General features: G+C 65.4%; 24 protein-coding genes and 1 tRNA gene. 14 read left to right on the top strand and 11 right to left on the bottom strand.

Annotation, left to right across the window (positions count from 1 at the left end; genetic code table 11):
* Positions 1-28 precede the first annotated feature (28 nt).
* The 3 genes from ACP16H_RS15390 (at position 29) to ACP16H_RS15400 (ending at position 3,086) form a co-directional block, all read left to right on the top strand.
* Complete coding sequence (locus tag ACP16H_RS15390; protein ID WP_425073276.1) at positions 29-1,285, top strand: mandelate racemase/muconate lactonizing enzyme family protein; 1,257 nt, start codon at positions 29-31, stop codon at positions 1,283-1,285.
* A 99-nt stretch (positions 1,286-1,384) separates the two neighbouring features.
* Positions 1,385-1,681: an ArsR/SmtB family transcription factor gene (locus ACP16H_RS15395; RefSeq protein ID WP_425073132.1), complete on the top strand. Its 297-nt coding sequence runs from the start codon at positions 1,385-1,387 to the stop codon at positions 1,679-1,681.
* Positions 1,668-3,086, top strand: a complete 1,419-nt coding sequence (locus tag ACP16H_RS15400; RefSeq protein ID WP_425073133.1) for an amidase — start codon at positions 1,668-1,670, stop codon at positions 3,084-3,086. The genes ACP16H_RS15395 and ACP16H_RS15400 overlap by 14 nt, the downstream gene beginning before the upstream one ends.
* Before the next feature lie 246 nt (positions 3,087-3,332).
* On the opposite strand, the gene ACP16H_RS15405 is transcribed toward ACP16H_RS15400, so the two are convergent.
* Positions 3,333-5,231, bottom strand: coding sequence for an acyl-CoA synthetase (locus tag ACP16H_RS15405; protein WP_425073134.1), 1,899 nt, complete (start codon positions 5,229-5,231; stop codon positions 3,333-3,335).
* Between the two features lie 150 nt (positions 5,232-5,381).
* Here ACP16H_RS15405 and ACP16H_RS15410 point away from each other — a divergent pair, with 150 nt between their 5' ends.
* The 3 genes from ACP16H_RS15410 (at position 5,382) to ACP16H_RS15420 (ending at position 7,704) form a co-directional block, all read left to right on the top strand.
* A complete protein-coding gene (locus ACP16H_RS15410; protein ID WP_425073135.1) occupies positions 5,382-5,681 on the top strand; it encodes a DUF1992 domain-containing protein in 300 nt (99 codons plus the stop codon).
* A gap of 58 nt (positions 5,682-5,739) precedes the next feature.
* The gene (locus ACP16H_RS15415; protein ID WP_425073136.1) at positions 5,740-6,936 is read left to right on the top strand and encodes a class I SAM-dependent methyltransferase; all 1,197 of its coding nucleotides are present in this window, start codon (positions 5,740-5,742) and stop codon (positions 6,934-6,936) included.
* A gap of 111 nt (positions 6,937-7,047) precedes the next feature.
* Positions 7,048-7,704 carry an SOS response-associated peptidase gene (locus ACP16H_RS15420; protein WP_425073137.1) on the top strand — a complete coding sequence of 219 codons (657 nt, stop codon included), beginning with the start codon at positions 7,048-7,050 and terminating at the stop codon, positions 7,702-7,704.
* Between the two features lie 7 nt (positions 7,705-7,711).
* Here ACP16H_RS15420 and ACP16H_RS15425 read toward each other — a convergent pair whose 3' ends face one another.
* From ACP16H_RS15425 to ACP16H_RS15440, 4 genes are all read right to left on the bottom strand, one after another.
* Positions 7,712-9,448: a hypothetical protein gene (locus ACP16H_RS15425; protein WP_425073138.1), complete on the bottom strand. Its 1,737-nt coding sequence runs from the start codon at positions 9,446-9,448 to the stop codon at positions 7,712-7,714.
* 166 nt (positions 9,449-9,614) lie between these two features.
* Positions 9,615-10,856 carry an NAD(P)/FAD-dependent oxidoreductase gene (locus tag ACP16H_RS15430; protein WP_425073139.1) on the bottom strand — a complete coding sequence of 414 codons (1,242 nt, stop codon included), beginning with the start codon at positions 10,854-10,856 and terminating at the stop codon, positions 9,615-9,617.
* Positions 10,857-10,950: 94 nt separating this feature from the next.
* Positions 10,951-12,021 (bottom strand): methylglyoxal synthase, encoded by a 1,071-nt coding sequence (locus ACP16H_RS15435; RefSeq protein WP_425073140.1) that lies wholly within the window; start codon positions 12,019-12,021, stop codon positions 10,951-10,953.
* Positions 12,011-12,766 (bottom strand): bifunctional hydroxymethylpyrimidine kinase/phosphomethylpyrimidine kinase, encoded by a 756-nt coding sequence (locus ACP16H_RS15440; protein ID WP_425073141.1) that lies wholly within the window; start codon positions 12,764-12,766, stop codon positions 12,011-12,013. Before ACP16H_RS15440 ends, ACP16H_RS15435 begins: the two co-directional genes overlap by 11 nt.
* A 98-nt stretch (positions 12,767-12,864) precedes the next feature.
* On the opposite strand from ACP16H_RS15440, the gene ACP16H_RS15445 reads away from it, so the two are divergent.
* The 3 genes from ACP16H_RS15445 (at position 12,865) to ACP16H_RS15455 (ending at position 15,483) form a co-directional block, all read left to right on the top strand.
* Positions 12,865-12,938, top strand: a tRNA-Gly gene (locus ACP16H_RS15445).
* Positions 12,939-13,013: 75 nt separating this feature from the next.
* Positions 13,014-13,601, top strand: coding sequence for an ankyrin repeat domain-containing protein (locus ACP16H_RS15450; protein ID WP_425073142.1), 588 nt, complete (start codon positions 13,014-13,016; stop codon positions 13,599-13,601).
* A gap of 85 nt (positions 13,602-13,686) precedes the next feature.
* Positions 13,687-15,483: an ABC transporter transmembrane domain-containing protein gene (locus tag ACP16H_RS15455; RefSeq protein WP_425073143.1), complete on the top strand. Its 1,797-nt coding sequence runs from the start codon at positions 13,687-13,689 to the stop codon at positions 15,481-15,483.
* Between the two features lie 464 nt (positions 15,484-15,947).
* On the opposite strand, the gene ACP16H_RS15460 is transcribed toward ACP16H_RS15455, so the two are convergent.
* The gene (locus ACP16H_RS15460) at positions 15,948-17,507 is read right to left on the bottom strand and encodes a bifunctional metallophosphatase/5'-nucleotidase (protein WP_425073144.1); all 1,560 of its coding nucleotides are present in this window, start codon (positions 17,505-17,507) and stop codon (positions 15,948-15,950) included.
* A 152-nt stretch (positions 17,508-17,659) separates the two neighbouring features.
* Here ACP16H_RS15460 and ACP16H_RS15465 point away from each other — a divergent pair, with 152 nt between their 5' ends.
* The 4 genes from ACP16H_RS15465 to arsC all read left to right on the top strand — a co-directional run bounded on the left by ACP16H_RS15465 (position 17,660) and on the right by arsC (position 19,832).
* On the top strand, positions 17,660-18,022 hold the full coding sequence (locus ACP16H_RS15465) for a DUF1877 family protein (RefSeq protein ID WP_425073145.1): 363 nt from the start codon (positions 17,660-17,662) through the stop codon (positions 18,020-18,022).
* A gap of 67 nt (positions 18,023-18,089) precedes the next feature.
* The gene (locus tag ACP16H_RS15470) at positions 18,090-18,428 is read left to right on the top strand and encodes a DUF952 domain-containing protein (RefSeq protein ID WP_425073146.1); all 339 of its coding nucleotides are present in this window, start codon (positions 18,090-18,092) and stop codon (positions 18,426-18,428) included.
* 10 nt (positions 18,429-18,438) lie between these two features.
* Complete coding sequence (locus ACP16H_RS15475) at positions 18,439-19,497, top strand: quinone-dependent dihydroorotate dehydrogenase (protein WP_425073147.1); 1,059 nt, start codon at positions 18,439-18,441, stop codon at positions 19,495-19,497.
* Entirely contained in the window at positions 19,494-19,832 is a 339-nt protein-coding gene (gene arsC, locus ACP16H_RS15480; RefSeq protein WP_425073148.1) for an arsenate reductase (glutaredoxin), read from the top strand. Before ACP16H_RS15475 ends, arsC begins: the two co-directional genes overlap by 4 nt.
* 144 nt (positions 19,833-19,976) lie before the next feature.
* Here arsC and ACP16H_RS15485 read toward each other — a convergent pair whose 3' ends face one another.
* The 5 genes from ACP16H_RS15485 to ACP16H_RS15505 form a co-directional block, all read right to left on the bottom strand.
* Positions 19,977-20,636 carry a phosphoribosylanthranilate isomerase gene (locus ACP16H_RS15485; protein ID WP_425073149.1) on the bottom strand — a complete coding sequence of 220 codons (660 nt, stop codon included), beginning with the start codon at positions 20,634-20,636 and terminating at the stop codon, positions 19,977-19,979.
* Between the two features lie 86 nt (positions 20,637-20,722).
* Entirely contained in the window at positions 20,723-21,085 is a 363-nt protein-coding gene (locus tag ACP16H_RS15490) for a LapA family protein (protein WP_425073150.1), read from the bottom strand.
* Between the two features lie 4 nt (positions 21,086-21,089).
* Positions 21,090-21,371: an integration host factor subunit beta gene (ihfB, locus tag ACP16H_RS15495; RefSeq protein WP_425073151.1), complete on the bottom strand. Its 282-nt coding sequence runs from the start codon at positions 21,369-21,371 to the stop codon at positions 21,090-21,092.
* A gap of 252 nt (positions 21,372-21,623) precedes the next feature.
* On the bottom strand, positions 21,624-21,938 hold the full coding sequence (locus tag ACP16H_RS15500; protein ID WP_425073152.1) for a hypothetical protein: 315 nt from the start codon (positions 21,936-21,938) through the stop codon (positions 21,624-21,626).
* A 21-nt stretch (positions 21,939-21,959) separates the two neighbouring features.
* Positions 21,960-22,385 carry a hypothetical protein gene (locus tag ACP16H_RS15505; RefSeq protein WP_425073153.1) on the bottom strand — a complete coding sequence of 142 codons (426 nt, stop codon included), beginning with the start codon at positions 22,383-22,385 and terminating at the stop codon, positions 21,960-21,962.
* A 457-nt stretch (positions 22,386-22,842) separates the two neighbouring features.
* Here ACP16H_RS15505 and ACP16H_RS15510 point away from each other — a divergent pair, with 457 nt between their 5' ends.
* The gene (locus ACP16H_RS15510; RefSeq protein ID WP_425073154.1) at positions 22,843-23,178 is read left to right on the top strand and encodes a DnaJ family domain-containing protein; all 336 of its coding nucleotides are present in this window, start codon (positions 22,843-22,845) and stop codon (positions 23,176-23,178) included.
* Positions 23,179-23,207: the final 29 nt, after the last annotated feature.

Consider the following 23,207-nt stretch of genomic DNA (forward strand, 5'->3'; position numbering starts at 1 on the left):
CGGGGCGCCACACCCGGAGGACCCCACCATGCGCCTGACAGACCTCGACATCATCGTCACCGCGCCCCCCTACCCCGGCTGGGGCGGGCGCTACTGGATCCTCGTGAAACTCACCACCGCCTGCGGCCTCCACGGCTGGGGCGAATGCTACGCCGCCTCCGTCGGACCCAAGGCCATGACCGCCGTGATCGAGGACGTCTTCCAACGCTACTTCGAAAACGAAAACCCCGAGAACGTCGAACGCGCCTTCCGCCGCACCTATTCCTCGGGCTTCACCCAACGCCCCGACCTCACCGTCATGGGCGCTTTCTCCGGCCTCGAAATCGCCTGCTGGGACATCGTCGGCAAGGCCCTGAACCGCCCCGTCCATGCCCTCATGGGCGGGCGCATGAACGACCGCATCCGCGCCTACACCTACCTCTACCCGCTGCCACACCACAGGATGTCCGAGTTCTGGACCTCGCCCGACCAGGCCGCCGAAGCCGCACTCGCCTGTGTCGACCAAGGCTACACCGCCCTGAAATTCGACCCCGCCGGTCCCTATACAATGCACGGCGGCCACCAGCCCGCCCTGTCCGACATCGCCCTCTCGGTCGCCTTCTGCAAATCCATCCGCGAGGCCGTAGGCCCCCGCGCCGACCTGCTCTTCGGCACCCACGGCCAGTTCACCACCTCGGGCGCGATCCGCCTCGGACAGGCCCTCGAACCCTACAACCCCCTGTGGTTCGAGGAACCGATCCCCCCCGACAACCTCCTCGAATACGCCGAGGTCGCCCGCCAGGTCCGCGTGCCGCTAGCCACCGGCGAACGCCTCTGCACCCGCTCGGAATTCGCCACCGTTCTGCGCTCCGGCGGGGCCAAGATCCTGCAACCTGCCCTTGGCCGTGTCGGCGGCCTCTGGGAGGCGCGCAAACTCGCCGCCCTCGCCGAAAGCTTCAACGCCGAGATGGCCCCCCACCTCTACGCCGGTCCCGTCGAATGGGCGGCCAACATCCAGCTCGCCACCTGCATCCCCAATATCCTCATGGCCGAGACCATCGAGACCGACTTCCACCGCGACCTGATCCACGGCGGGATCACCGTCGAAAACGGCTACATCACGCCGCCCACAGCCCCCGGCCTCGGGATCGAGGTGAACGAAGCCCTCGCCCGCGCCCATCCCTACACCGGCGACGGCCTCCACCTGCAAATGCAGGACGCCCCCTGCAACTATCACGGCGCAAATGCGTTTCAGGGAGGAGCCCCCGCTGCGGACGAACCGCCAGACGCAAACCACGAATCGTGATCTCGCCTTTTGTGTGCGACAACATTATAGTCCGCCAAATCAATGAGGCAGCGAGACTGACTTATGGACCAGAAAGCTCCCCCGGCGCCGCCGGAAGAAATGGAAACGAACGCCCAGAACGCCGCCGCCTTTCTCAAGACGCTGGCGCATGAGGGCCGTCTGATGATCCTCTGCCACCTCGGTGGCGGCGAGAAATCGGTGGGCGAACTGGAATCGCTTCTCGGCATCCGACAGGCTGCCGTCAGCCAGATGCTCGCCCGCCTGCGCGAAGAAGGGCTGGTCAGCACCCGCCGCGAAGGCAAGACAATCTACTACTCGCTCGCCAACGACAACACGAGCCGCGTCATCGGCCTGCTCTACGAGATGTTCTGCGCCGGACCCGATGGCAACTGCTAAGCCGCCCTTCACGGGCCCCGAGCTCTGCCGCCTCACTGCCCGCGAGGTCGTGGGCCTGCTGAAATCGCGCAAGGTGTCGCCCGCGGAACTGGTTGACGCCAGTCTCACCCGCATCGCGCAGACCGGCCCGGCGATCAACGCCATGGTCACCACCTGCGAGGACCGCGCCCGCACCGCCGCCGCGCAAGCCACGCCCGACAGCCCCCTCGCGGGCCTGCCCATCGGGATCAAGGACCTCACCCCGGTCGCGGGTGTCCGCTCCACCTGGGGCACGCCCGCCTTTGCTGACCATATCCCCACCGCCTCCGATCCGCTGGTCACGCGGCTGGAACAGAACGGTGCCGTCGTGATCGGCAAGACCAACACGCCGGAAATGGGCGCGGGCGCGAACACCTTCAACGCTGTCTTCGGCAAGACCCGCAACCCTTGGGACACGCGGATGAACGCGGGCGGCTCCTCGGGCGGCGCGGCAGCCGGGCTGGCAACGGGCGAGGTCTGGCTCTCCCACGGCTCCGACCTCGGCGGCTCGCTCCGCACCCCCGCCAGCTATTGCGGCGTGGTCGGCCTGCGCCCCAGCCCGGGCCGCATCGCCTCCGCCCCCGGCGCAGACGGCTTCAACCCCTTCGGTGTCGAAGGGCCGATGGCCCGCAGCGTCGCCGACGTGGCGCTGTTTCTCGACGCCATGACCGGCGTCGACCTGACAGACCCGCTGTCTTACCCCACGAACAGCGTTCTGGACACCTGCCTGTCCGATCCCGGCAATATCCGCATCGCCTTCTCGCCCGACCTCGGCGGCCGCCCGATCACGGCGGAAATGTCAGGCATCCTGTCGGACGCCCTGACCCGCCTTCAAGCCCCGGAGGTGACGGTCGAGGACAGCACCCCAGACTTCTCCGGCCTCGACCACGCCTTCCGCACCTTCCGCGGCCTTGGCATGTGGACCAACGCACAGGTCACGCCAAAGCGCGTCTCCGACCAGTTCAAAGCCACGCTCAAGAGCAACATCGCCCAGGGCGGGCAACTCACCGTGGACGATATCGCCAAGGCCAACGTCACCCGCTCCCGCCTCTACACGATGATGCGCGGCCTGCTGAGCACACATGACGTGCTCGCTTGCCCCGTCACGGGCCTTGCCCCTCTGCCGGTCGAAATCGAATACCCCCCCGAGGTCGCAGGCACGCCCTCCACCGACTACCTCGACTGGCTGGGCTTCGCCTTCCTTGCGACGCTCTGCGGCCTGCCGGCCCTGTCGCTCCCCGTGGGCTTCACCGACACCGGCCTGCCCGTCGGCCTGCAACTCATCGGCCCGCCCCGGGGCGAGGCCCGCCTGCTGCAAGTCGCCCACCGCCTCGAACAGGCGCTAGACCTTGGCCACACACCCATCGACCCGAACGTCACACACTGAAGGCTGCTCAGGGGGCACGCCCCCCTGCTTCTTTGGTTTCCCAAATACCCTCGGGGGAGTCCCGAAGGGACGGGGGCAGAGCCCCTTTCCGGACCAAACCCACCATGCTGCCCATGGATCGTTGACATCCCGCAACCGGGCCGCACGCCCTGTTAATTCCGGAAAACCCGCAAATCATGCGCATGGTTTCTGCATGGTTTGTGCATCCCGATTTTGCCGCCAAATCGGGACGTTAACCTTTCGACGTCAAGCCCGGGACGCGTCCTGCTCCGCCCATTCCCAGGGCCGCACAAAGGCCCCAAGGATGTGCCCCACATCCTCGCCCGAGGCCCCGTGCGCCTCGACCTGCGCCACCAGCCCGCGCGACTTGTCATCCACGACGGCCACCACCCGCGCCGGGCTGCCCGCCGCCTCCAGGGCACCGTTGTAAACCCGCGTGATCGCATGCTTGCGCAGATCGGGCTTGAACACCTTGCCAACGGCGGTCTTGGGTAATTCCGCGAGGATTGTCATATGCTTGGGATGCGCGGCACGCTCGTGCACATGGACGCGGGCGTGCTCCAGAAGCTCCTCCTCGGTCACCTCGGCGCCCGCCACCAGCTCGACAAAGGCGCAGGGCAATTCGCCAGAATGCGCGTCGGGCTGGCCGATGGCCCCGGCAAAGGCCACGGCCGGATGCGCCAGCAGCGCCTCTTCGATATCCGCCGGGTCGATGTTATGCCCGCCGCGAATGATCAGGTCCTTCGCCCGCCCCGTGATCCACAGGTAACCATCCGCATCCAGCCGCCCAAGGTCGCCCGTCCTCAGGTGCGTCCCATAATGGAACAGGTCCGCGTTCTTTGCCTCTTCGGTATAGGTATTCCCCGCGTAAACCCCCGGATTCGATACACAAATCTCGCCGATCTCATCCACACCACAGGCGACCGGCTGGCCGTCCTTGACCTTCAGGATCTTCACGTCCGTGTAGGGAAACGGGATGCCGACCGAGCCCACCTTCTTCTCTCCGGACGGCGGGTTCACCGACACCAGGCAGGTCGCCTCGGTCAGGCCGTAGCCCTCGCAGATGGTTACGCCACAGGCGGATTCAAAACGCTTGAACAGTTCCATCGGCATCGGCGCCGAGCCGGAAAACGCCGTCTTCACCTTGGAGATATCCGCATCCACCTTGCGCTGCATCAGCGCCGAAACGGCGGTCGGCACGGTGATGACAAAGGTTGTCCCCCAGCGCTCGCACAGCTTCCAGAAGTTTTCGAACACCCCCTCGCCGCGATAGCCCGCAGGGGTCGGGAACACCACATGCGCCCCCGAACAGATCATCGCCATCAAGATCACATGGCAGGCAAAGACGTGGAACAGCGGCAGCGGGCACATCACGCTGTCTTCCTCGGTAAACAGCAGCCGGTCGCCCAGCCAGCCGTTGTACAGCATCCCGGAATAGAGATGCTGCGCCACCTTGGGCATCCCCGTGGTGCCGCCGGTGTGGAAATAGGCGGCGACCCGATCTTCGGTCGCATCGGCAAAGCTCAGCGTTTTCGGCTGCTTGGCGCATTCCCTGTTGAAGTCGAGGTAGTCCGCGTGGCGCGGCCCCTCCAGCTTGGGCCGGACCAGCGGCACGATCCATTTCTTCGGCGGCGTCAGGTACCGGTTGAGGTCGACTTCCAGCACCGTGTGCACGCCCGGAGCATGGCGCACCGCCTCGTGCACCTTCTGAGGCACGTCGGTCTTGGGGAAGGGTTTCAGCGTCACGACCACCTTCGCCCCAGTCTCGCGCAGGATGGACCCGATCTGCTCGGGCTCCAGCAAGGGGTTGATCGGGTTCACGATTCCGGCGACAGCGCCGCCCAGCAGGGTGGCGATGGTCTCGTTTGCGTTGGGCAGGACATAGGCCACGACATCGGTCTCGCCGATCCCCAGCGAGCGGAACAGGTTCGCTGCCTGCGCGGTCTTGTCCCGCACCTGCGCCCAAGTCAGCGTCTCGGCCTTGTCGGTCGGCCCGGACAGCAACTGGTAGCTGACCGCAGGCCGGTCCGGGAACCGCTCGGCCGTCTGCGTCAACTGCCCCCAAAGCGTCACGGGCACGTTCCGTTCCGCCCAGGGCTTCTCGTTCTCCATCGCGTTGCGGTCCTGCATGCTGGCAAAGCCCATGCGCCCTATCCTCCCTCGTGTCTCCGCCTCCAGTGTTGGCCCGAGACTGCCCCGCGTGCAAGGCTGTCGGACGTGGCGTGACCTGCCCCGTGACGCAGCGTTTCACCCGCCTGCCTTCCTCCGCGCCCCAAACCGCCATATAATGCCGATATGGACCACCCGCTCATCGACCTCATCAACGCCCGCATCCGTTCCGCTGAAGCCGAAGGCGCCTTTGACAACCTGCCCGGTGCTGGTCAGCCGTTGCCACCCTGCGACGACCCTGAAAACGCTGTGCTGAACCGGATCATGAAGGACAACGGCGCCGTGCCAGAGGCCGTGTCCGTGTCAAGGGAACTTGCCCGCCTGCGCGCAGAGTTGATCGAGACCGCCGACCGGACCCGCCGCCACACGCTGATGCAGGACATGGCCCTGCTGGAAACCCGGCTGGAGATCGCCAAGCGGCGCTAAAGGCTGGCCTTCCCTCCCCCCTTGCGTCACAAAGCGGCAATCCAGACGGGGGCGCGACATGGTGACGGTCAAGGAACAGTACGAACACTTCCCCTACCCCGCCCGCGACCCGGCGGACGAGGCAAAGCGCCTGATCACGGGCTCTCCCTCGCGTCCGTCCGAGATGGATCACTACCTGTGGGGCGGCTGCCGCGATTGGTCCAAGCCGTTGAAAGTGCTTGTGGCCGGTGGCGGCACCGGCGATGCGCTGATTCAGCTGGCGCAGTTGATGACTCAGGCTGGCGCGCCCTCTGACATCACCTACATCGACCTCTCCACCGCCTCGCGCCAGATTGCCGAGGCGCGGGCAAGGGCGCGCGGCCTGACGGGGATCACTTTTCTCTCCGGCTCGCTGTTGGACGCGCCGGATCATGGCCTCTTCGACTACATCGACTGTTGCGGCGTCCTGCATCACCTGCCCGACCCGGACGCCGGGTTCGCGGCGCTGCGTGCGGCATTGGCGCCGGGCGGAGGCATGGGCTTCATGGTCTACGCGACCTATGGGCGCTCCGGAGTATATCCCCTGCAAGAGGCTTTTGGCGCGCTGTTTGATGGGCTGTCCCCCGGCGAACGCCTGATGCGGGCCAGACAGATCGTGGCAGAACTGCCCAAAGGGCACCCGTTCGCCAGCAACTCCAACCTGATGGATCATGAACACTCGGACGCCGGGTTCTATGATCTGTTGCTGCATTCTACCGACACGCCCTACGATGTCCCGCGCCTGTTGGATACCTGCGCCCGCACCGGGTGGCGGCTACAGGGCTTTGTTCAGCCGGGTTTGTATGACCTGTCGCAGATCACGGACGTGCCGGACGGAATGCCGCCGGAGACAGCCATGGCCATCGCAGAAAAGCTGCGCGGCACGATCCGCAAGCATGTGGGCTATCTGGTGCCGGCGGACGAAGATCGCCCGCTGCCCAAACCCTCCAAGGCCAGTCTCGTCCCGCGTTTCCAGCTGCCAAATCTGCCCGGCGTCGCCCGCCACGTCGCGCAAGGCAAACCGCTGCCGGTCTCCCTGCCGGAAATCGAGGCCACCATCGACCTGCCCCGCGAAGCCGCGCCGCTGATCGCCACCGCCGACGGGCGTCGAAGCCTCGCGCAGATCGCACAGGTGGTACAGATGGATCCAATGCGCTTTGCCGCGCTCTGGGGCAGGATCGACCGGGCGTTCACCGCCTGGGGTCTGCTGCATTACACGCGTTTCGGCCTGGCCTGAGCGGTGCCGAAGTCTTGAAAAGACTTCGTCCGGATCCTTTTCAAGGATCCGCCACCGCTGGCCTTGACCGTGCGAGACGCTACACTGAAGCGGACCCAAGGGAGCCCAACCATGTGTGGCCGTTTCGCCGTCACCCTGCCGCCCGACGCCATGGCGCAACTGTTCAACGCCATTCCGGCGAATGATTTGCCGGATGTGCCGAACTTCAATGTTTGCCCCACGACGCAGATCCACGTGGTGCATGACCTCGACGGGCGCAGGCTGGTGTCGATGCGCTGGGGTTTCATCCCGCATTGGTACAAGGCGCCGAATGACGGCCCCCTGCTGATCAACGCACGGGCCGAGACCATCGCGGAGAAGCCCGCCTTTCGCATGGCCTGCCGCGAGCGGCGCTGCCTGATCCCGACCAGCGGCTTCTATGAATGGACAAAGGACGAGGACGGCAATCGACTGCCCTGGTACATCACCCGCACGGATGGCGAGCCGTTGGTCATGGCGGGCGTCTGGCAGGACTGGGAGCGTGACGGCGTGGCCTGGCGTACCTGTGCGATTGTGACCTGTGGGGCGAATGCCCCCATGTCCCGGATCCACCACAGGATGCCGGTGATCCTGCCCTCCGAAGACTGGGCCAAGTGGCTGGGAGAGGCCGGCCACGGTGCCGCCACGCTGATGCAACCTGCACCGGAGGATGCGCTGGCGTTTCACCGTGTCTCGCCCCGCGTGAACTCCAACCGGGCCTCGGGACCGGAGTTGATCGAGCCGATCTGAGGCGGGATCAGCCCAACAGGAAGAGCAGCGGCAGCAGCCCCACCATCCAGATGCCACCAAAATCGCCGCCTCCGTCCTCGTCGTCGTCTGATCCACCGTCCACCGCCGCCGCGTCGTCCTCCAGGCCGTCGGGGATCCCGTCGCCATCGGTGTTCCCGCTTGCCGCGACTCCCGCGACCATGGCCTCAGGCATAGGGGCGTCCTGGCCGGTCGCGTCGAAGGTGTCGGCAAATTCGGCTGTCGGGATCACGTCGTTGAGCCGCACCTGCATGATCTCGCCCGGCGTCAGAACCGTCTCGATCAGCCCATCGACATGCAGATCCTCGGGATCGGGATAGCTGACCACGGCGGGGCTGGTCGTATCCCCCGGCGATGAACCCGGCTGAACGCCCAGTGTCGTGATCTCCATCGACGCGAAGCTGCCCACGAGGTTCGAAATATCGACCTCCGAATTCACCACCCCATTGGTCAGGTTGGAGGTGAAGTAGAACAGCATGTCCTGCCCGTCGGCAAAAGCGTGGATGTTCATCTCGGAGGTCACCAGTTCCGTGGCGCGTTCGTCCTGAGGGTTGAAGTCCAGCATTTTCATGCCCGGCAGGTTGTCGGACATCATGGAAAACATGTGCCCCGGCGCCGTCGGCTGGTCATACTCGCGCCCCAGCGCCAGAGCGGAATCCGTGTTCTGGATCAGCGGCCAGACCTGCGCAGAGTCCACATCCATGCGCATGAATTCCTCGACCTGCTGAAGCATCTCCTGCGCCTGATACAGCCCGTAGTCCCGCGTTTCGTCGAAAGCGTTGGTGTTCGCCTTCTGGTTCCATTCGGTGACGTGGATCTCAAGCGTCGGATCACGCTCCATCCAGTGTTCCTGGATCTGCTCCAACTGGAACCAGCGGGAATGTTCGACCACTGGCGCGCGCGAATAGACATGGGCGATGACGCCATCGGTCGCCGCCATGGCGTCATCGTCGAAATGTGACAACAGGATCTCGTTGTTGATCTCGGTCCAGTCCATGCCGCCGTTGGGAAAGATCACCTCGTCGCCCAGATCCAGACCGTAAGAGGCATTGAGATCGGCCACCACGTCGCGGGGCGCGATCCCGGCGTAATCGTCCGACAGGTCCGAAGATCCGAAGTTCGTACCCACCTGCACCAGAACATCGACCTCTGCCGCCTGCGGGAAGTCGCCGGACAGAGCGTTGAGCTCGCGGTCGATGAGTTCCGCCATGTCGGCAGCGAGGCGACCGTACTCAGAGGCGTTCATCTCGCCCGAGCCCCAGTATTCGTTGCCGATCTCGAAGGCGGCCACCGTTCCATGGCCGTACTGCCCGCTGACCACGTCGCGCACGAAGTCCTGCAGGACAGCCCGGTCGATGGCGGGCATCCGGTCGCCGTTGTCATCGAACTGGGTTTCGGAAAGCTGGTCGCGCGTCGGGATCACGATGCTGACCGACCGACCGGTGTCAGCGGCATAGCTCATGACGTCGGACAGGGGGATGAAGCTTTCCAACCGCCCGGTATCCGGATCGACCGCCCATTCCGCATCCGGATTGCGCATGTCGAACATATATTCGGTCAGCGATCCTCCCGGGTAGCGCAGCGTGGTGACGCCCAGTTCCTCGATGGCGTGGGCGTAGCTTTCCGGGCCGGTCATATGCGCCCGCGGCGCGAGGACGTTGCCGCCGAAAAGACTGGTCTGGGCCGTCGACCCAAAGGCCACGGCGGCACTGGACAGGGTGGGCATGATTTCCGCTCGCTCGTCTGACTCGCCATCAGACTGAGGCAAAAACGGAAACGATCCCTCTACACGGGAGGGAATGTCTTTAGATTACTTACTATTAACCATCACGGGCGTGGGATACTTGTTGCCTTCCGCTTTCCCCGTCCGGCCGCCATATCGGTTAGAGGCGTCACATGAACCGCGCCGGGCTATAGGGCGCGAGGTCGATGTTCGGTTCACGCCCCGACAGCAGCTGCGCCAGCAGACGCCCGGTCTTTGGACCGCCCGTCAAACCGACGTGATCGTGGCCAAAGCCCGCATAAGCCCCCTGCACGCCGGGAAACGCCCCGATCACCGGCAGCGAGTCGGACATGCTGGGCCGATGGCCCATCCATTCGACCTTTTTCGCCCATGTAAGACCGGGAATGGCCTTGCGGATGTTGTCTTCGAGCAGCCTGAACGGGGCCTGCGAGGGCGGTGCGTCCAGTCCGCCAAACTCGACGATCCCGGCAAGGCGCAGCCGGCCTTCCATCGGCGTGGCGACGAACTTGCCCGAAGCCACCATGACGGGCGACCTCGGCATGACGGAGGGCTCCCAAAGCTCGAGGTGATAGCCGCGCTCGCTTTCGAGTGGCACCTTCACGCCCAGCTTGGTGGCCAGAGACGCCGACCACGCGCCTGCCGCAAGGATCACGGTGTCACAGGGCAGCGTTTCCCCGCCGACGCGCACCCCGCTGACCCGCCCGTTTTCCCGCGCGATGTCCGAGACGTCACCTGTCAGGATGCGTCCGCCCTGACGTTCCACATGGGCCGCCAATGTCTTTACGTAGCGGCCCGGATCAGTGATCCGCCCGTGATCCGGCAGCCGCGCAGCACATTGAAAGGCAGGACCAAAGACAGGGTCGTAGGCGTGGAAGGCAGGCCCATCCATGACCTCCCAGTCAAAGCCCGTTTCCTTGCGCACCTGCCAGTAGGCCGCGTCCTTCAGGTAATCGGCATGGCTGTCGTAGATATACAGGTAGTCCGACGGCACCACGAAACCTTCGGCACCCGTGCCCTCGGCCAGCGCCAGATGGTCGTTCAGGCTGTCCCCGATGATCGGCAGGATCGCCTTGGCGCGCCGGGTGACGCCGTCCTCTGTCGCCTGGGCCATGTAACGCAGGAGCCAGGGCAAAAGGCGTGGCAGGTAGCGCCACTTGAGGTAAAGCGGCTGGCGTGGATCGAACAGCATGGCAGGCCCCTTGCGCCACAGACCCGGCACGGGGACCGGAACGACTGCGGCGCTGGCAAGGACACCCCCGTTGCCGTGGCTGGTGCCTTCGCCCGGCCCCTTGCGGTCGATCAGGACAACGTCATGTCCTTCGCGCTGCAACCAGATCGCGGCCGATACCCCCACGATCCCCGCCCCGACAATTGCCACCGTCTTGCGCATCAACACCCCCTGCCTTTGCGCGACCTTGCGTGCCGCCCCTCTGCGTGTCAACGCGCGGCACAGGTCGCTGGGCGTCCGGCGGTTCGTGTGGCGCTTACTGCTCTGCCATCAGCCCTCCCAGCAGCGCGTCCGCGGCGGCGGGCGACAGTGCCAGCGGCGTGTCGTGGTAGATCGCCAGCCGCGTCAGCGCTTGCAGATCGGCGTCGCCCGCGTGCCGGTCACTTGGATCGGCAAAGAAGATCACGGCGTCCAGTTCGCCCGTGGCGATCAGGGCACCCAGCTGTTGATCCCCTCCCAGCGTTCCGCGCTGCAGGCGTTGGACGGTGAGGGTTGGCGCGGCCTCGGACACCATCCGACCGGTGCCGCCGGTACAGATGACGCGGTGCCCCTGAAGTGCCTTGGCATGACGCAGCACCCAAGCCCGCAGGTGGGATTTGCGGTTGTCATGGGCGACCAGCGCGATGCGGCGCGGCGCGCGTGACAGGCGGCGCGCCCGTCCCGTCATCTCGAGGATAGAGCGCACCTGCGCCACGAAGCCCTCGCCGTCAGCGGGGAAGACCCCGTCCAGCGCCGCCGTCCCCACGGTAAAGCCCGCCGCCCCGGCCTGTGCCACCGCCTGCACGCGGGCCTCGGAATCGATGCTGCCGGCCATGATGACGGGCTTTTCCACCGCTGCGCAGACCGCAGCCATCAGTCCCGTCACATCGCCGTCGAACCGGTAGGCCAGCAGGTCGAGCCCGTGCACATGCTCGAGGTCGGTCAGGGCGCGCGCCGAGTCCACGATGGCCTCCACCGGACCTTCCAGAACCGATGGATGACCGACGATCCGACCCGGGAAGGGGTAGTAGCGCAGGGGATGGCTACGCGTGATCTCGGTCACTTCGCGCGCCCGCGTGCCACCCAGAAGGCAGTCCACATCGAGGCCCACGGCGGCACGGGCCGAGGCCAGTTCCGTTTCGGCATCAAGGCTGACGACCTCGAGATAGGACCGCCCGCCTGCCGCCCGGATCGCCTGCGCCAGACCGCGCAATTCCTCGAAGGGCAGGCCCACGTCTTTGAAGCCGATATGACGCACACCGCCCTCCAGTGCCTCCTCCAGCCGGGCGCGGGCGTCCGGGATCGTGCGGTCGTTCGAGGTCAGCATGAAGATGAAATCAAAGGCCATTCCGGCTCCCTTCCGGCGGGTCTGCCCGCGTCCATTCGGTCAATGCCTCGGCGATCTGCAAATGCGCGTGCCCAAGACTGGCCTCGATCAGCGCCTGAAGATGGCCAAGCGCCTGCGGCACGGGCAACCCCGCCGCGATCAGGGCAGAAAACACATCGCCAACGCCGTGTGGCACACCCTGACGACGTTCGACCCGGTGAAACAGTTGGCTGGCGGTGTCGAACACACCGAACTGGTCCCCCTGCTCCGCCGAGGTCACCAGCACCCGCGACACGCCTGCCGCCCCGTCCAGCCAATCAAGTTCAAAAGCATTCGGCGTCAGAACATCGGCCAGGGGCATCAAACGGTCCCGGATCGCTTCAGCCGCCTCGTTCGGCATGTAGAGCCCCTTGGGCGTATCGCCGAGCACCGGGTCCACAACGATACGAGTATCCGGTCGAAAGGCGCGAATCCGGTCAATCATCCCGGCGGCAAACTGGACGTGTCCGGCGCTTGGCAGGTAGCCCGTCAGAACAGCGTCATAGCGTTGAAGCCAGCCATTGCCTGCCAGAGCCTCCAGCATCCTTTGCAGGTGCGGCACCGGAACATGCTCGCCCGCGACGGCTGAAAACCCGGGGTGGTTCGACAGCAGGATCGTCGGCAAGCCGGTGACCGCGTGCCCCAGTGCCTGCAACACGGGCTGGCCCGCCGACAGACCCACATGACCGCAGGCCACGAAACTGGAAAGGATCAGAACCCGCGCCACGCACGCCTCTCGTCGATGGGCCGCCGGGCGGCAAAACCGTGCAGGTCGCGCGACCTCTTGACCGGGGCCGGAGGTTGTCATAATCACGCCCTACCCGAGCGGGTATAGCTTAATGGTAAAGCCCCTGCCTTCCAAGCAGGTTATCTCGGTTCGATCCCGTGTACCCGCTCCATTTCCCCCATGGCTTTACCCAAGACGTCGCAACGCGGGCATGTTTTGTGTCCCCGGCGCCAAGCGCTTTCACGTCATGGACAAAGTGATCGCCCGAACGCAGGACTTGCAGCAAGGCGACCGCAGTGATTTCAATCGACGCATGACACCGCACCGCTTGCACCAACTGACAAAGATCGCCCTTCTGCCTGGCGTCGTGGCGATGGCGGTTTGGGTCATATCCGAGGTCAGGACAGACGACAGAAGGCACAGCGTGGTCGAGATCACCGAGAAGGGCCCGGACGGGCTGCCGATCATCTTCTGGCGCATCAAGCAGCGTGATGCGCAAGGCGTGGCAGAGCTGCTCGACGCCGGTGCCAGCATCGAGACGCCGGGCTTCTTCAACGCAACGCCCGTGATTACGGCGGCTTCGGCAAACTCTTGGGAAATGGTGGAATTCCTGCTCGATCGCGGGGCGGACCCGCGCGCGGCGGACGGGTCGGGGTTCACCCTGCCATGGCTGGCCGCCACATCGAAGATCAAGGAAGGCACCGACCAGCACGCGGCCCTGCAACGCGTCCTGCCCCGGCTGGAACAGATGGGCGTGATGGAGCGCATCTTCACCCCCGACGAGGCCGAGGAACTGGTGCAGTCCGGGAACTGGCCCCCGCCGGAATTGCGTTGACACGACGCGGGCCGCGTCCTTTGGACGCTTGACCCGGAGCGTCCCCGTGTCCACAACGCACCGCGCAAGCACGACAGGAGACGACATGGCCCGCGGACCAGCGACCGGAACCGGAGAAGAGCGCGAAAAGTCGAAGAACGTCGGCGCGCTGCGGGCGCTCTGGCCCTTCGTGCGGCCTTATCGCGGGCTGATGTTCGCCGCCATCGGCGCGTTGATCCTGACGGCCTGCACCTCGCTGGTGCTGCCCATGGCGGTGCGCCGCGTGGTGGACAACTTCAACGCCGCCGACGGCGCGCTGCTGGACCAGTATTTCGGCGCTGCACTGGCCATCGCGGGCGTTCTGGCCCTTGGCACGGCGCTGCGCTACGCGCTGGTGACGCGGCTCGGCGAACGGGTCGTGGCCGACATCCGCATGGCCGTCTTTGACCGCGTGATCGGCCTGTCCCCCGCCTTCTACGAAAAGATCATGACCGGCGAAGTCCTGTCGCGCATCACCACCGACACCACGCTGATCCTGTCGGTGATCGGCTCGTCGATCTCCATCGCCCTGCGGAATATGTTGTTGTTTTCCGGTGGCTTGATCCTGATGCTCTTCACCTCGCCAAAGCTGACCGGGCTGGTTCTGCTGATCGTGCCGCTGGTCGTGGTGCCGATCCTCGTGCTGGGGCGTCGGATGCGGGTCCTGAGCCGCGAGAACCAGGACTGGATCGCCGCCTCCTCTGGCAATGCCTCCGAGGCGCTGAGCGCTGTGCAGACCGTGCAGGCCTACACACACGAAGCGATCTCGGCCCGCGCCTTTGCCGAGGTTACGGAGAAATCCTTCGTCGCCGCGAAAAAGCGTATCTGGACCCGTGCCGCGCTGACGGTCATCGTGATCTTCCTCGTCTTCACCGGCATCGTCGGCGTGCTCTGGATCGGCGCATGGGACGTGCGCGCCGGGGACATGTCTGCAGGCGTGCTGATCCAGTTCGTGATCTATTCCGTCATGGTCGCAGGTGCCGTTGGCGCCCTGTCCGAGACCTTCTCGGAACTGCAACGCGCCGCCGGTGCCACCGAACGTCTGGTGGAACTGCTACAGACCGAGGACACCGTGCAGGACCCGGCACAGCCCGCCGCCCTGCCCGCCCCGGTCCGCGGCGAAATATCCTTTGATGACGTGCACTTCGCCTATCCCGCACGGCCCGGCGTCTCGGCGCTGGACGGCGTGTCGCTGCATATCGCGCCGGGCGAAACCGTCGCTCTCGTCGGCCCCTCCGGCGCGGGCAAGACCACCATCATCCAGCTGCTGCAACGCTTCTACGATCCGGTTTCGGGGCGCATTACGCTGGACGGCGTGGCCCTGACGGACATGGCACGGCCCGCCTTTCGCCAGCACATGGCTCTGGTGCCGCAGGACCCGCAGATCTTCGCCGCCTCGGCCCGCGACAACATCCGTTTCGGGCGCCCCGACGCCACCGACGCCGAGGTCGAAGCCGCCGCCCGCGCTGCCGCAGCACATGACTTTCTGTCAGCCCTGCCAGAGGGTTACGACAGCTGGCTGGGCGAACGCGGCGTGATGCTGTCGGGCGGACAAAAGCAGCGCGTTGCCATCGCCCGCGCTATCCTGCGCGATGCCCCGGTGCTGCTGCTGGACGAGGCGACCAGCGCGCTCGACGCCGAATCCGAACGCCTGGTGCAACAGGCGGTCGACACGCTGGCCGAAGGCCGCACCACCATCATCGTCGCCCACCGCCTTGCCACGGTCAAAAAGGCCGACCGCATCGTCGTCATGGAAAACGGCCGGATCGTCGCCCAGGGCACCCACGATGACCTCGTGGCCGAAGGCGGCCTTTACGCCCGCCTCGCCCGCCTGCAGTTCACCGAAGGCATGGCGGCGGAGTGAGTCTCAAAATCTAACCGGCATTAACCTTACAGCTGCGCACGATCAGGATTAACGCCCCAAACCGATCAGCGCGGCTCAACATATGGTGGCCCGCCCCCATCCAAACACGATGATTTAACCGGATCGTCACCTGTCTGAAGCCGCGTTAAGGGCAGAACCGGCCGGTTTGGCCGCAGAAACCGGCCGGATGTTAACCCTTTCCGCATGACGTTACGTCAAAAGTGGTTAATCCCCACCCCACGCCACCTGTCCCCCACTCCGACACCGGCCACCCCGCCACCCCTTCATCTTGACGAAAATACCCTCGGAGGGGTCTGGGGAGGCAGCGCCTCCCCAGCCGGTCGCCTGAGCGAAGCGAAGGCGAAAACACAAAGACCCTCCCCCGATCAGGGGGAGGGCCCATTTCTCAAATCAGACGCGTTGCCGGATCACCGGACTGCGCAGTGGCCCGATTACTGTACCGATTACTGGCCCATCATCTTGATGCGGCCATCGGTGTAGGGCTGGTAGGGGCCCTTCGCCGCGAGGTACTCGGCGGTCACATCTGCCAGGTCCGGGCCGAAGTCATAGGCGTTCTCGGCGTCCACGAACATCTTGAAGCCGTCGCCACCGTTGCGGACGTAGTTGTTCGACACGAGGCCATACATCTTCTCGGGGTCGATCGGCGCGCCGCCGACCATGACCTCGGACACGCGCTCACCGGCGGGCTTCGACGGATCGACGGCAAAGCTCATGCCCGCCACCTGCGGGAAGCGGCCTGCGCCTTCCTCGATCTGGCTCACGCCGTTCTCCAGCGCCTCGATCACGGTCGCGCCTTTCACCTGGAAGGTGGACAGGGTGTTCTGGAACGGCAGCACGGTCAGCACTTCGCCCATGGTCACCTCGCCCGCGTCGATGGACGCGCGCAGACCGCCGGAGTTGGCGATGGCGATCTCGATGCCCTGATCCTTCACGCGGTCCAGCATGGCGTCGGCCACGAGATTGCCCATGGAGCATTCCATCGCGCGGCAGACGTCGCGGTTGCCTTCGATGGACTCGGCGGCCTCGGCCACGACCTTGTTGCGGATCTCGTCAAGCGGGGCGGCGGCTTCGGTGATGCGGGCCTTGGTGCCTTCTTCCTCGGCCACCGAACCGTCCAGCAGGATCGGCTCGCCCTTGGCTTCGGTCACGTTGCCTTCGTCGTCGAAGGTCACATTCAGCTCGCCCAGGAACTTGCCGTAGGCATAGGCCTGCACGATGGCGGTCGATCCGACCATGACCGGGTACGGACCCTTTGCGCCTTCGATGGTGTTGGACAGGAGCGAGTTGTCATGGCCGCCGACGATCACGTCGACTCCGGTGGTGTTCTCGGCCACGGTCTTGTCGACGTTCAGGCCCGAGTGCGACAGCACGATGATCTTGTTCACGCCCTCGGCGGTCAACTTGTCGACCTCACCCTGCACCGCCTCCGACGGATCGGTGAAGATGATGTTCTTGCCGGGCGATGCCAGTTCGTCGGTGTCCTGCGGGGTCAGGCCGATCAGGCCGATCTTCTCGCCGCCCTTCTCGATCACGGTGGATTTCAGCAGCGTGTCCTTCAGCAGCTCCTCGCCCGAGAAATCCGCGTTAGACATCAGGACCGGGAATTCGACGGCGTCGATGAAGCCGCGCAGCACCTCGGGGCCGTCGTCGAATTCGTGGTTGCCCACGGTCATCGCGTCGTAGCCCATCTGGTTCATCATCTCGGCGGCGAGCTTGCCCTTGTAATAGGTGTAGAACAGCGTGCCCTGGAACTGGTCGCCGCCATCCACGAGGAGGTAGTTGTTGGTGCGCGCCTTGGCTTCGGTGATCGCGGTCTGCATCCGCGCGGAGCCGCCAAAGCATTCACCGGCGGTGTTGTCCTCGGCAGAGCAGCCCGAATCGTATTTCGAGATCGGCTCGAACCGCGCGTGAAAGTCGTTGGTGTGCAAAATGGTCAGCGAATAATCGGCCTGCGCAGCGCCCGCGATCAGGGCAGCGGCGGCAGTGGTCATCAGGAAACGCATGGGAACCTCTCTGTTGGTCGTCTAAAGCGATCTGTTATGTTCGAAGGAGACACCGCGTTTTGGGCGGAGTCAAAGGCTGATCTAGCGTTAACCACGCACAGATGACGGGCAGATGACGCGGTGACGCGTAAAAATGCAGCATAGGCAATGGGTTGTGTGACGGGCAAGAGAGCGCCGATCCAAGTTGTAGACCCGGACCGCTGCCGGACTTTCCCGATGCGCCCACCAACCCCCTGTCACTGGCCGTGCTGGGCGGCGCGCCGGTCGGCAGCGATCCGGATCTGCTGATCTGGCTGAAGACGCCGCGGGAGGTGGCCGACATCGCCGCAGCTCTGGCCACGCTGGAAGAGGACAGCTTTCGCCAGCGCTACAGGGCGATCCCGCCGGACGACTACGGCATGGTCCCGAACGAAGGCGATCTGGCCTATACGGCGATGGCCCTCCAGCAGATGCAGACCTTCTACGTCCATGCCGCGACGACGGGCGAAAGCGTGCTCTTCGTCGCTTACCAGTAAGTGGGCCAATTGTCGGGCCAACAGGCGGGTCTTGACCCGACCAAGGCTTCGCGGCATCCCATCCGGCATGGAAATCTACAAGATCCTCCGCGCCGACGAATGGTCGGACCTGCGTGCCAAAGGCGAGACCCAAGGCGCGCCCATCGACGTCTCTGACGGCTACATCCACTTCTCGACCGCCGAACAGGCGCGCGAGACAGCGGCAAAACACTTCGCCGGTGCCGAGGGGCTGTTCCTTGCAGCGCTCGACACCGACCGCATGGGCGATGCGCTGAAGTGGGAGGTCTCGCGCGGGGGGGCCGAGTTCCCGCATCTGTACGGGCCGCTCAGGCTTGCGGATGTGACATGGTGCCAGCCGCTGCCGCTCGAGGGGGGCCAACACCGCTTCCCCGACGGGTTCGCCTGAGGAGACCGGGATGAACGTGATCGAGAAAATCGGGCTCGCCGCGCTGCACCGGATGGACCCGGAGGCGGCGCATGGCATGGCGCTGAAGGCGCTGCGCGCCGGGCTGGCGCCGCTGGCGGGCGAGGTGACCTCGGACCGGCTGCGCTGCACCGTCGCCGGGCTGGACATGGCCAACCCGGTGGGGCTGGCGGCGGGGTTCGACAAGAACGCCGAGGCGCTGCACCCGCTGGCGCGCGCCGGTTTCGGCTTCGTCGAAGTCGGCGCGATCACGCCACGCCCGCAACCGGGCAACCCGAAGCCGCGCCTGTTCCGCCTGACCGAGGACCGCGCGGCGATCAACCGCTTCGGCTTCAACAACGAGGGGATGGAGGCGGCGGCGGGTCGGCTGGCGCAACGCCCGCGCGACATGGTGCTGGGGCTGAACCTTGGCGCGAACAAGGACAGCGACGACCGTGCGGCGGATTTCGCCAAGGTGCTGACGCGCTGCGGGGCGTCGTTGGATTTCGCGACGGTCAACGTCTCCTCTCCCAACACCGAGAAACTGCGCGACCTGCAAGGCAAGGAGGCCCTCGCGGCCCTGCTGGCGGGGGTGATGACCGCGCGTGACGGGCTGGCAAAGCCGATCCCGATCTTCCTGAAGATCGCGCCGGACCTCGACGCACAGGGGCTGGAGGATGTGGCCGAGGTTGCGCTGTCCTCCGGGGTCGCCGGCGTCATCGCGACGAACACCACGCTGTCCCGCGATGGCCTGAGATCGGCGAACCAGGGCGAGATGGGCGGCCTCTCCGGCGCGCCCCTGTTCGAGAAATCCACCCGCGTGCTGGCCCGCCTGTCCGACCTGACCGACGGAAAGCTGCCCCTGATCGGCGTGGGCGGTGTCGGCTCTGCCGAACAGGCCTATCAGAAGATCCGCGCCGGGGCCTCGGCCGTGCAACTTTACACCGCGCTCATTTACGGCGGGCTGTCGCTGGGCGCGGAGATCGCGCGCGGTCTGGATGCCTTGCTGGCGCGCGACGGTTTCGCCAACGTGGCCGAGGCGGTCGGCACCGGACGAAAGGACTGGCTATGATCCTGTGGCACAATCCGCGCTGCTCCAAGTCGCGCGAGGCGCTGGCCCTGCTGGAAGAGCGTGGCGCACAGGTGGTGGTACGCCGCTACCTCGAGGACGCGCCGGGCGTGGACGATTTACGCGGGCTGCAATCGCTGCTGGGCGTCAAGGCGATCGAGATGATGCGCACCAAGGAAACGGCCTTCAAGGACATGGGCCTGTCGAAGGACGATCCGGACGAGACGCTTCTGGCCGCCATGGCACAGGAGCCAAAACTGATCGAACGCCCTGTGCTTATCACCGGGAAACGCGCCATCATTGGCCGCCCGCCGGAACGGGTTCTGGACCTGCTCTGAAGGAATTGCGAGGCGCCCCCGCGCCTCCAAGGGCATTGGCTCCGAGAAGACCTGCACCGCCACACGGCCCTGCTTCTTTGGTTTCTCAAATACCCTCGGGGGGAGCGCAGCGGGGGGCAGAGCCCCCTCCTCCGACGTCGCATGTCAGAGCTGCGGCACGGGATCTTCCTGAGCCGCTGATACGAAGGCCGCGATCAGGTCGGCATCCTTGACCCCGGGCGCACTTTCGACGCCGGAGGACACGTCCACCTGCCGCGCACCGGTCATGCGGATGGCCTCGGCCACGTTGTCGGAGGTCAAGCCACCGGCCAGCATCCAGGGGCGCGGCCAGCGGCGTCCGGCGATGAGTCGCCAGTCAAAAGCCAGACCGTTGCCGCCCGGAAGATCGCCATCCTTCGGAGGCTTGGCGTCGATCAGCAACTGGTCCGCCACCTGCGCATAAAGACCCAGCTTCGGCAGGTCGTCTTCGGAGGCGAGGCCCACGGCCTTCATCACCGGCAGACCATAGCGGGCGCGTACTTGTGAGACCCGTTCGGGCGTCTCGGCCCCGTGCAGTTGCAGCATGTCCAGCGGCACCGAGGCGGTGATCCGGTCCAGCAGCGCATCGTCGGCATTCACCACCAGCGCCACCTTGGCCAGCCCGACAGGGGCCTGAAGGGCCAAGGCCTGCGCCTGCTCGGGAGAGACATTGCGCGGGCTTTTCGGGAAAAAGACGAAACCCGCATAGGCCGCCTTGGCGGCTGCCACGGCATCGACGTCCTCGGGGCGGCTGAGACCGCAGATCTTGACGCGCACGTCAGACATGGAATCGCTCCGCATGGGCCGGGCGCACGATTTTTCCACGGAAAAATCGTCGCCCCGGGCGGGTGGGTCAGGCTGGGATCAGCGGGTCAGGCGCGGGACTGGTCGAGGATCGCCAGAACCTCGTCCTTGTCCTTGTCGCGCTCACCCTGCGTGCGCTTCAGCTCGCGCTCCAGCTTCTTGACCTCGACTTTTTTCTGCGAGGCCTCAGCGCGGTACTTGTGCTCGCGCAGCCATTCGAACAGCTCGCCGATGACAAAACCCATCAGCATCGAGCCCAGGACCACGATGAACAAAGGCAGGTTGACCGAGACCGACAACCACCCCATCCCGGGGATCGCCGCCAGCCCGTCCGGCAGGGTGCTGAGCGTGACGGTGTCGCGGTTGGCGAGGCACACGATGATCAGCACGATGGCGACCACCGCGTAGATGGGATAGGTGATGTAGCGCATGGGGTTACTTCCCGTTCAGGCGGTCCCGCAAGAGCTTCCCGGTCTTGAAGAAGGGGACGTGTTTCTCGTCTACCTCAACGGAATCCCCCGTCCGAGGGTTCCGTCCGGTGCGCGCGTCCCGCTTCTTGACCGAGAACGCTCCGAAGCCCCGCAACTCGACCCGGTCGCCCCGGGCCATGGCGTTGGTGATCTCTTCGAAGATCGTGTTCACGATCCGCTCCACGTCACGCTGATACAGATGCGGGTTCTCGTCCGCAATCTTCTGGATCAGTTCTGATCTGATCATCTTCACTTCCCCCTCGCCGCGCCTTCCTCGGAATTGAGACGCGTTACCGCCAGACTATACGCACGCCGGCCCATGACGCAAACAGGAGAAAACGGCTGAAATGTCTGATTTTGCATATGTTTGCCGATGTTTTCGGGGAAATCTGTGTGGATATGGCAACGCTTGGGGTCGCTGCGCACCATTGGGCCCGGCGCGCAGCTGTCCCCGCCGGCGCGACGATTCGCGCGTGACGCGGGTCGGCCTGAGGTCAGGCTACTTGCACACCGCAGCGAATTCGCGGCGCCCTTTGGGATCGGGGGCCTCGGACTTGAAGTAGATCAGCTGCATCCCGTTCTCGGCGCAGGTCTGGGCGGCGCGTTGCTTGACCTCGCCTTCGGACCAGGCGGTGCCGAAGCGCCCGCGCAGCTGGTTCTGGTCGCGCACGGTATAGGGCTTCATGACGAGGTCGGTGCCTTGCTGGGGAGCCTCCTGGCGGTAGCCGGGATCATCGGCGGGCAGGACGATGTCCTGCGCCCAAGCCGCCCCTGCGCAGAGTGTCATTCCAAGGATCATACTGAGAAATCGCATACTTGCCTCCCACCGGCGCTGTCAGTCCACGTTAGGCGGATGCGTCCCGGAAGGCGAGTCCGCTCGTCGCCGGACCGTCAAAATGGCAATCGCGGCCACAAGGACCGCCAGCAGGCATGCAAGGAAACGCGGCCAGCTTTGCCACCCGGTCATCCATTGCACGGCCAGGAAACCCAGAGCCATGGTGAACAGGAGGTTGCCCTGCCGCTCCGGTCGGGCCCGCGCGGGGACGAGCAGCGACAACAGCGTACCGCCAAGGATCATGGACGCCGTGCGGACGAGGTCGATCCGGTCGTGCAGTTGGCCGAACCGGTGCAGGCGATCCGCATCAAGCGCGCGGCGCTTGGCCTCGGGGTCGTCGGAATTCAGCGCCTGCACAGCCTGTTTTGCAAAGGCAGAGGTTTCCGCCAGCAAGGGAAGCAACACCACGTCCGCGAGAATGGCCAAGACAAAAGGCATTATAAACAAAAGGATATATCGCATGAGGCCGCGTATCACGGCGCGTCGGGGGCCGCAATCGCCGCGCGTGATCTGCGGCGAAGGCGCAGGAAACGGAGCAGGGAGGCGCAGGTTCCGGGTCGCCGCACTCGGGCTGCGGGCGCATTTCGGGGCATCAACCACAGGAGGCCGAGATGCTTCGATTTTTCACCCGCCAAGCCCGCCGCCAGCGCAGGGCGCAAGATCAACATATGGACGCCCGCATCCGCCGCGAACTGGGCTTGCCGCCCGCAGCACCGGGGCCGCGCTGGTCGCCCCCCGGGTGGTGGATGCGGTGACGGGCGACCGGGACAAGGGAAGACGGCTGAGCGGACGAAGGCACCGTTCGGCGCAGAACTTTCAGAGTCGCCCCTGTTTCTACGCTATGGTTGCCTCAGCGGCATCAGGAAGAAGGTAGGAGGACGGCATGACCCAGTCTATGAACCGGCTCGTGGAGCGGCAGATCCAGAAGGCCCTCGCAGAGGGCAAATTACGCGGCCTCGATGGCGAAGGGAAACCGTTGCCCGACCGCTCGGGCGAAGCGTTGACCGACATGGCGACAGCAGTGGCGGTCCGCATCATGGCCGAAGCGGGCGCAATGCCCGAGGAATTCAAGATCAAGAAGCTGCTGGAGGCAGCAAAGCAAAGCTACAAGGAAGCAGAGGGCGATGACGCCAAACGCGTCGCAATGGCTCTGATCGCCGACCTTCAGCAACGCTACAACATAGCCGTAGAGGCAAGACGGCGGTTTATGGGAAGCTAGCCCGAAGCGGCCACCCCTCTGCTGCGCAG

This window comes from Sagittula sp. S175, from assembly GCF_049800975.1.
Lineage (GTDB): Bacteria > Pseudomonadota > Alphaproteobacteria > Rhodobacterales > Rhodobacteraceae > Sagittula.